We start from the raw sequence: 8,573 nt of genomic DNA, 5'->3' as shown, positions 1-8,573 counted from the left end.
AAAACAATACCAATAAAATATTGAACAAAAAATCCTATTTCAAGACATTATTGGCAACAAGCAATTATAGGAAAAATCTGCCTTCATAAAAATAAAACATGAAAACAGCAAGGAGTTCAAAGAGAGCATGGCGCCTTTAAAGTAAAATATAGCACCCCATTGCAATGCATAAAAATAGGAAGTTGCCTAGGAATGAGTTAATCACAATAACGCTTGTTTTATACTACTTTAATAGAGAAAATTTTCTGCGCAGATACGATTTATAAAGACATTGCTGTATAAAGAGAATCGCATGATCTGTAATTTGTAAAAAGAATCAAATTCCTGTAGAAGCATGCTAAGCTATCTATCTAGCTTTCTTTATTTAATATTGAAAAGTACTCTTATAAATCTATGTGGGATAACGAACAACAAAAAAACGATCCTGGACAAGACCCTGCTCTTGTCGTCAAGCGCTTGCGGCCTGCGCGCCGACAGGTTTCTGCTCGTTGGCTTACGGGAACCATTCTGACAGGAATCACTTCCTGCATTCTTATGGGGATTGCACTTTTTACGGCTCTTGATGAACAACAGCGATTGGTAACACCGCCACAATGGTTTACGCAAGAAAACCTATCAGAATCACAAGACCCTGAGGCCAATGGCTATAAAGGTGATCGTATTTCTCCCACCCATGCACGGCAAAGCTTTGACAGAAAACGTCAATTTGAACTATCGATTCTACAAAAAAAAGGCGATGAAAAAGTCATTCAAACACAACATTTTGAATGGATTCGTATGGCTTTAGCCGAAAATCGCCCCCAGAAATATAGTTATCCAAAATTTGATTCTTTAAGCATTCTTGCCAGTGATTCTAAAAATCAAAATATCGCACCACAAGAAGATTCTGGGCAGATTTACGGTGCAAAGGTTGAAACAAAACTCACCTTACGCAGCTATGATTTTAAGGTAAATCAATTCGATTTTGATGACAGCGACACATTGACAGATGAAGAGGCACAACAAGAAGTGCAAAAAGCTGGATTTACTTTAGAAAAGAGCTCCGAACTTCTTTCAGTTCTCACATTGATTGATCCTTTAAAATTAGAAGATGTATCCTCCCCTTCCCAAGGCACAGAATCCCCTGAAGTTCGAATCGTTCAAGAAAATGTAACCGTTTCTCCTCAAAGTCACCGTATCGATCTGACGAAAAACTATGTTGAAGATATTATTCCTATTCGTAAAAAACAAACGATAGCCGATGCTTTCAAAAAAACCAGTTATACAAAAAAGCAAATTGACCAGGTTGTAAAAACGCTAGAAAAAATAAGCCTTTCCGATTCCCTTAAAGAGGGAAGCCTTTTACGCATTGGTATCGTGACACAAGCTGGTGAAGAAGATCATCTCGTACGCGCAAGTATCTATCAAGGGATGCATCATATTCTCACCATTGCCCTGAATGATAAAGGCCAATTCATTGAAAGCACAGAGCCTAAAATGTCTAAAGCACTTAAAACGGCTTTTCAAAATGGTATTCCGCATTCTTATATCAATAGTGCGCAATTACCAACGGCTTATGATGCACTCTATAGTGCTTTGCTAAGCCATAATATATCACAATCTCTCTCTCATCGTCTTATTCGTCTGCTAGCCACCAATATTGACATGAAAAGTCTGATAACACCCAATGATCAGATCGAAATATTTTATGCTGTACCACAAAGCGATAAAGAAAACCAAAATGGCAAAAAGAACTTGAAAGCAAAGGAAGCATCCCAAAACACTGATCCAGAAATTCGTTATATTAGCGCAACTTTTGGAAATACAACTTATAAATATTACCGTTATCAATTAAAAGATGGAAGCGTTGATTATTATGATTCTGAAGGGAGGAGTTCAAAGCCTTTCTTGCTGCGCAAACCCACACCAAATGGGATTTTTGGCTCCCCCTTTGGTCCACGCAAACATCCTATTTTAGGCTATGTTCGCATGCATACGGGAGTTGATTGGGTTGCTCCTAAAGGATCACCCATTATTGCTGTAGGAGATGGTATTGTCACAAGAGTAGGTGTAACAGGTGGCTATGGAAATCACACAGAAATTCAACATGCCAATGGATATGTCAGCAGTTATTCACACCAAAGCCGTTATGCACCAGACATCAAACCAGGCGTGAAAGTACGACAAGGACAAATCATTGGGTATGTTGGAACAACAGGAATGGCAACCGGTCCCCATTGTCATTTTGAAATCATTGTCAATGGCGTCAAAGTTGATCCCATGCGCATTCGTATACCGGATAGCAAAGCCTTAACCAATCAAGACCTACAAACATTCCTACAAGAAAAAAACAATATTGATGCCTTGATCAACAGCCCGATAACCCCCTCCGAAGAAACTTAAAGCATGAAAGCATCTGCATTTTTACGACTCAAAACATCTAAAAATATGCTTTAGCGCTTATTTTTCTTAAAGAGATTTCCGCACTTTAAATATCTATAAAGAATTTGCCGAAATATGCCACCACCCAAGGTCGCATAACAATGATTAAAAATAAAACGCCCTCCCCTTTTCAGGTTTACGCACAATAGAAAAGTGTAAAATATGAAACCAAAAAAGGCTAACTCTTTATTGTTTATTTTATCAAAACGATAGCCCGTCCTTATTTGCCATGCAATAAAATCTCAAATCAAAGGTGAGTTTTTCTAAAGAACGAAGATTCTAAAATCCATATCATTCTATAAACAACCCGACTTTTTGTTGAAGAGATTTCACCTGTTGAATGCTTATGCTGTTCATAGCCCTAAAGGACAGTGTTTCATAAACTTTATGAGCAAGTTATCCTTAAGAATATTCGTTACACACTTTTACAAAAACACCACATATTTAAAGTTTTACATGCCTTACAAAAAATAACAAAATTTGAAAAAACAATCTCTTCACAAAGAAATAGAGCTTACTAATATAAGTATTATCGGTTTAAAGGAGCTTTTATTCAAAATAAATTTAAATTTTAACTCAAGTACTTCAAAGCTATAAAGCATACAACAACAGGAGAATTTTGAAAGCCGATAATCGGAGTCAGCAAAGCAAAAAACAAAGAGACCAAAAGATAAAGAAGCAATGTTGCTTCTCTTGAAGACAATTGACAATCTGATATGAATGGTGCTGTGTTCGCGTCATCTAAGTTATATTTTTTCTCATTTTTATTAAAACGAACAAGCAGAGAGTAAAGAATTTATCTCTTAAAAAAATCAGTCAGAGCTTTTTTTTGAACTATTCATGCTAAGTTTTGGCAAAGGAATGATAATCTTTGTGCCTCCTAAAGCAGAAGTTTCAAACAGAGGTTTTTCACCAAATTGCATACAGAGCTGTTCCACGACCACACGACCAAGTCCTGTTTTTTGTTTTAAAGTTTGGCTTTTCATTCCCACGCCATCATCTTCTACAATGAGCATCAATTGTCCATCTTTCTGGGGACCAAAGGAGATATAAATATGACCCGACCGTTGATTAGGAAAGGCATGTTTTAAGGAATTTGTCAGCAGTTCACCAAGGATAATTCCAAGTGTTGTCGCATCTCTTGAAGACAAGCGACAATCTTTAAAGTTGGTGTGAATGGTGATGTTTTCACGCAATTCAAAAGGGACTGCCAATTCGACATCATGCACAACAGAGCTGAGAAACTCTGCCAATAAAGTCGTTTCCATATCATCACTTAAGCGCAAACGACGATGTGCTGTAGAAATTGTCTGAATACGATCACGTGCAGCTCCTAGAACAGCACGGACCTCTTCATTTTTGCTCCGATTTAACTGGAGCCCCAACAAAGAAGACACCGTCCCAAGAGAATTGCCAATGCGATGGCTTGCATCCTGCAACAATATTTCAACCCGTTGGCGTTCTTTTTCAGCGTGATTACGTGCTCTTTCTAATTCTTGTGTTCGTTCTTTCACGCGGGCTTCCAGAGCGATATTTTCACTATGAAGCAGCAATTGATACAATTTTAAAGAGCGCATATCACGATGAAAACGATTAATAACAAAATAGGCAGAAATAAAGGTACTCACAACGGAAACAATAGCCGCCAATGTCAAAGCCGCCCGCATCAATGCGATACCCTCACGCTGTTTTTGTCGCACCACATCATCCCCATTAATAAAGCTTGTCATCAATTGAGCTAAACGTGCCACAGGAATCTTTGATACTTCAAAAGAGGCAGCATGAGAAGGTTGAGAGGGTTGTTCAGGAATCGCATCAAGAGCATGCATATGGGCATTCATAAAGGCTTTTCGTGCTTCAACCTCTTTTTTAAAAGCCGTAAACCATTCATCCCATTGTGGATGCGCATAAACAATAAGTGCGATATAATCGAGAATATCCCCTAACTCCCGCTCTGCATTTTCAAAACGTATTTTATCTTCCGCCTTGCGCGTTTTTGCATAGCTGCGATCAGCAACAGCCATATCAATCAAGCTAATAAGGACCAAATCAGCCTGTTCACGCAATTCTGAACTTGTATTCAACTGTGCAACTTCTCGATCAACAGCATTTGAAAGCAACATAATAAAAACCGATGCCAAAAGAGCCATAACAAGAGAAACAACAATCGCTACCCACCGCCAGCGTGATATCGTTGCATCAGAAGAAGGCATTTGAGGCATCAAATTTGTTTTTGTTGTCATAGAATGTCCATTGGCGAACTTGAAAGTCGTCATTTTTCAGCACAAAGGAAGGCAACCTTATGGAACATAAAACCTAAAGCCCGTGGGAAAGTTTATACAGGCTTTTCTTGTGTTCCTAAGGATACACGCCAAACACTCTGAATTTCCTCAGATACTGACTTTACTGTAATAGCTATAACGGGAATAAAAAAAACAAGGCTATCGATCATAATTATTATGCTTTTTTAGCCGTTAAATGAACACAATGTACTTCCAGCTGAATAAGAATCAGGACCATAATCAGACTCACCATCTACTTTAAGAAGTTCTTGTAATCGATTACGCGCCCTGCTCACACGGCTTTTAATGGTTCCAACAGCACAACCACAAATAGCCGCAGCATCTTCATAAGAAAATCCCGATGCGCCAATGAGAATAATGGCTTCTCTTTGATCGGCAGAAAGCAAATTTAAGGCTTTTTTGAAATCTTGCAAATCAAGTGATCCATATTGAGCAGGATGAACAGCGACATTTTGAGTAAACACGCCATCGGTATCTTGAACTTCTCTTCCCTTTTTACGCATTTGACTGTAAAATTCATTGCGCAAAATGGTAAAAAGCCAAGCTTTAAGATTGGTTCCCATCTCAAAACTATCTTGCTTAGCCCATGCCTTCATAACAGTATCTTGGACCAAATCTTCGGCTTTATCGTGCTTGCCACTTAAAGAAACGGCAAAAGCTCGTAAAGCCGGCAACACAGAAAGGAGTTCTTGTTTAAAATTTTTCGCGCACTTTGACATAAAGGATTCAAACCTTTTCCACATTGTTTAAGCCAAATTGCTCTGCGCGCTCCAACTTCTCTAAAAGCTCAAGCAAACACCGTGGCAGTGCTTCTTCTTGAATTTCCATGTAAAATTGACGTAACTTCCGTGCTATTTCGCTATTGACCCCGAGAAGATCATCTCCAACTCTAAATTGTGTGGTGAGATTTTTTTCATCACGGTCGTTCATTTTTCATCCCCCTAATCCATATATTACTAATAGCACCGCGAAGAATTTTTCGCCTTATGGTTGTAAATATAGCTGTCGGTAAAAAGTTCCATACAAATCAAGGAACTTTTTTATCTGTTGAGAATTTCAACCAACAAAATGCTTGAAAGGTCAAAGGAGTTATAAATTATGTCATTATCAACGCGCATTGCCCCGCATCTTCCCTATCTTCGGCGTTTTGCCCGCTCTGTCACCGGTAGCCAATCCTCTGGCGATGCTTATGTTTCAGCGATGTTGGAAGCACTCATTGCCGACATCTCCATTTTTCCCAAAGCCTCCACTGACCGAATTGGTACCTATTGGCTTTTTTGCCATCTTTTTGACCAAACCACACCAAACATCCCTGAACCCCTGCCCCAATTTGGTCTTGAACAAAAAACCAGTGCCAAATTATCCTATCTCACGCCCCGTGCACGCCAAGCATTTTTGCTCATTGCCGTTGAAGGATTTCATGAACAAGACGCTAGCGAAATCATGAATCTGGATACGAAAGAATTCCGTAAGCTGCTCAACCAAGCATCCATTGATATTTCTCAACAAATTGCCACTGAAGTAATGATTATTGAAGATGAACCTCTTATTGCGCTTGATATTGAGCAAATGGTAGAAAGCTTAGGTCATCATGTTGTAGGAATAGCGCGCACGCGTGATGAAGCTGTCATTATGTATCATAAGAAAAAACCACGGTTGATTTTGGCTGATATTCAATTAGCCGATAACAGTTCAGGTATTGACGCAGTCAATGAGATTTTGAAAAATGACCGTATACCGGTGATTTTCATCACGGCTTTTCCCGAAAGGCTACTGACCGGCGAGCGTCCAGAACCAACTTTTTTAGTGACCAAACCTTTTAACCCTGATATGGTGAAAGCACTTATTTCCCAAGCTTTATTTTTTCAAGAGAATGCTTCTAAAGCGGCTTAGAACAGAGTAACATCTTAAAATTATGATCGTTACGCCTCTTTCAAAGCCTCCCATGGATAGATCTCATATGAGTGCGCTCATGCAAGCGATTCGTGGTGCTGATATTTGTGTTCTCTATCAGGCAACAAATCTGGTTTATTTATGGGCTGAAAACTTGCCACACCATTTGCACCATAAATGGCGGGTTGGGTGTCGTGACAGCGACTTTTTTTCGCTTGACCTTGCAGACAATATGGAAACCATCAAACTGCAAGTTTTAGCCAGTGGCAAAATGCAAACTGTTGAAGCACGTTTTGAAGATACAAATAAACAAGAGATTTGGTACAAATTTTCTATTGATTGCCATCGTAATGATAACGGAGACATTATTGGGATTATCACCACCGGTGTCAATATTTCCGGCTTACGCCGCCGTGAACAAGTGCTTAAAATCCTTCTTCGCGAAGTCAGTCACCGTTCTAAAAATCTTCTAGCGATCATTCAAAGTATTGCCAGTCAAACCGCCCGCTATACTGAATCTCTTCAGGTTTTTTTACGAAAATTTCAAGGTCGTCTTCATTCTCTTTCTCATTCTCAAGATCTGATCACTGATTCCGATTGGCGCGGTGCTCAATTTCGCGAATTGGTCCAAACGCAGGCTTTAGGTTATTTTATGAAAGAAACAGAACGTTTTTCACTTGAAGGCGTCGATCCTTATCTTTTTCCCAATGCCGCTTTGCATATCGGTTTGGCTTTTCATGAACTGATTGTCAATTCTCTTTCTTTTGGAGCCCTTTCCCAAGAAAAGGGGAGCATCTGTGTACGCTGTGAAATCGAAACAAAACTGAATGGCAAAACGCAACTTATCATCACTTGGCATGAAAATTTTGAATCCGGCATCCCTCCCACAAACAATAAAAAAGCCTGTTTTGGTAGTGCCGTTCTCGAAAAAATCGTTCCCATTTCCGTGAATGGTTCAGCTTCTCTCAGATTGACACAAGAAGGAATTGTCTATTGCCTCTCTGTTCCTGATACTTATTTTGATATTTTTTCTTAAAAGAGCATTTTAAACAATGAACAAGAGAATTTTCCCCTTTTTTAGCAAAATGTCTCATCTGTTTATTAAGCACAAAGATATTTTCCAACCTCTTTAAACCAACCTCTATAGTCCCCCAATAGTTCCGCAAAACCTTAACGATGAGAACTGAAAGTCACATAAAATCCATTCCCGCTGTCAATCAACTTCCATCCCTCATATAACCGGCATATTTTAAAACAGAAACCAAAACGATAAAGAGCAAACCGTTTCAGCTTTTATATGCAAAATAAAAGCGAGCCTGTTACCCATCTCTTTTTGTGTAATTTTCGCAATGCGTATATAATTTTATTTTGGCAGAATATGAAATTTCAAGGAGTAAAGCTAATATCCATCATCACTCTTCAGCTTTACGGGCTTAAAGCATCCACGACAACGACAATTAACTGATGAAATTACACATTTTATGCTTTTATTTATCGCATTCTTTAATGGAGATATCCTCTTCAGGTACAATAGGACATCCTAAAACAGAATACACTTGTGTCCCTCCATTCACGCACTTTTTAATATTTCCCAGTATATCCACGCTCATTTCAAAACAGTATCTGTAAATAAGATATAATAGCCCCCGTAAAGTGAACCATCAAAACCGCCCCTTGTTACCCCACGTCCTTCTTTACCTTCATACCCCTTTTCACTTCATAAAAGTAGTAGCTGAGCATCATCATACTATTTGTCTCTCATGTTACAACAGCCATTGACCTTTGAGAGCCTCCATAAGAGGCATTTCAGTCTTTTTTCAAATATTACTCACCAACATAAAGCCCACACACAGCCTTTTATGACGTGCAAGCCAATGACATTGATTAATTCACTATAGAATAAAATCTCAAAGGGGAACTAGCATCTCAAAGGGGAACTAGCATCTCAAAGGGGAA

Annotated in this window: 6 protein-coding genes; 3 read left to right on the top strand and 3 right to left on the bottom strand. The window is 38.9% G+C overall.

What is annotated here, in order from left to right; translation table 11 throughout:
* Positions 1-393: 393 nt before the first annotated feature.
* A complete protein-coding gene (locus ACFINZ_RS07020) occupies positions 394-2,382 on the top strand; it encodes a M23 family metallopeptidase (RefSeq protein ID WP_375636957.1) in 1,989 nt (662 codons plus the stop codon).
* A gap of 851 nt (positions 2,383-3,233) precedes the next feature.
* Here the strand turns inward: ACFINZ_RS07020 and ACFINZ_RS07015 are convergent.
* From ACFINZ_RS07015 to ACFINZ_RS07005, 3 genes are all read right to left on the bottom strand, one after another.
* Positions 3,234-4,664: a sensor histidine kinase gene (locus ACFINZ_RS07015; RefSeq protein WP_375701269.1), complete on the bottom strand. Its 1,431-nt coding sequence runs from the start codon at positions 4,662-4,664 to the stop codon at positions 3,234-3,236.
* A gap of 224 nt (positions 4,665-4,888) precedes the next feature.
* Positions 4,889-5,443, bottom strand: a complete 555-nt coding sequence (locus ACFINZ_RS07010) for an RNA polymerase sigma factor (RefSeq protein WP_273724155.1) — start codon at positions 5,441-5,443, stop codon at positions 4,889-4,891.
* 7 nt (positions 5,444-5,450) lie between these two features.
* Positions 5,451-5,654, bottom strand: coding sequence for a NepR family anti-sigma factor (locus ACFINZ_RS07005; protein ID WP_375610684.1), 204 nt, complete (start codon positions 5,652-5,654; stop codon positions 5,451-5,453).
* 168 nt (positions 5,655-5,822) lie between these two features.
* Here ACFINZ_RS07005 and ACFINZ_RS07000 point away from each other — a divergent pair, with 168 nt between their 5' ends.
* Both ACFINZ_RS07000 and ACFINZ_RS06995 read left to right on the top strand, forming a co-directional pair.
* Positions 5,823-6,617: a response regulator gene (locus ACFINZ_RS07000; protein ID WP_375607013.1), complete on the top strand. Its 795-nt coding sequence runs from the start codon at positions 5,823-5,825 to the stop codon at positions 6,615-6,617.
* A gap of 22 nt (positions 6,618-6,639) precedes the next feature.
* Positions 6,640-7,653, top strand: coding sequence for an HWE histidine kinase domain-containing protein (locus ACFINZ_RS06995; protein ID WP_375684128.1), 1,014 nt, complete (start codon positions 6,640-6,642; stop codon positions 7,651-7,653).
* The last annotated feature ends 920 nt before the right edge of the window (positions 7,654-8,573 follow it).

The sequence above is a fragment of the Bartonella sp. AA81SXKL genome, assembly GCF_042196945.1.
Classification (GTDB): Bacteria; Pseudomonadota; Alphaproteobacteria; order Rhizobiales; family Rhizobiaceae; genus Bartonella.
Note: the sequence above shows the minus strand (reverse complement) of the source record. Positions and strands in the feature narration are given on the sequence as shown.

Coding starts and splice junctions, on each gene's coding strand:
- ACFINZ_RS07020 (WP_375636957.1), top strand. CDS start 394: ATGTGGGATAACGAACAACAAAAAAACGATCCTGGACAAGACCCTGCT.
- ACFINZ_RS07010 (WP_273724155.1), bottom strand. CDS start 5,443: ATGTCAAAGTGCGCGAAAAATTTTAAACAAGAACTCCTTTCTGTGTTG.
- ACFINZ_RS07015 (WP_375701269.1), bottom strand. CDS start 4,664: ATGACAACAAAAACAAATTTGATGCCTCAAATGCCTTCTTCTGATGCA.
- ACFINZ_RS07000 (WP_375607013.1), top strand. CDS start 5,823: ATGTCATTATCAACGCGCATTGCCCCGCATCTTCCCTATCTTCGGCGT.
- ACFINZ_RS06995 (WP_375684128.1), top strand. CDS start 6,640: ATGATCGTTACGCCTCTTTCAAAGCCTCCCATGGATAGATCTCATATG.
- ACFINZ_RS07005 (WP_375610684.1), bottom strand. CDS start 5,654: ATGAACGACCGTGATGAAAAAAATCTCACCACACAATTTAGAGTTGGA.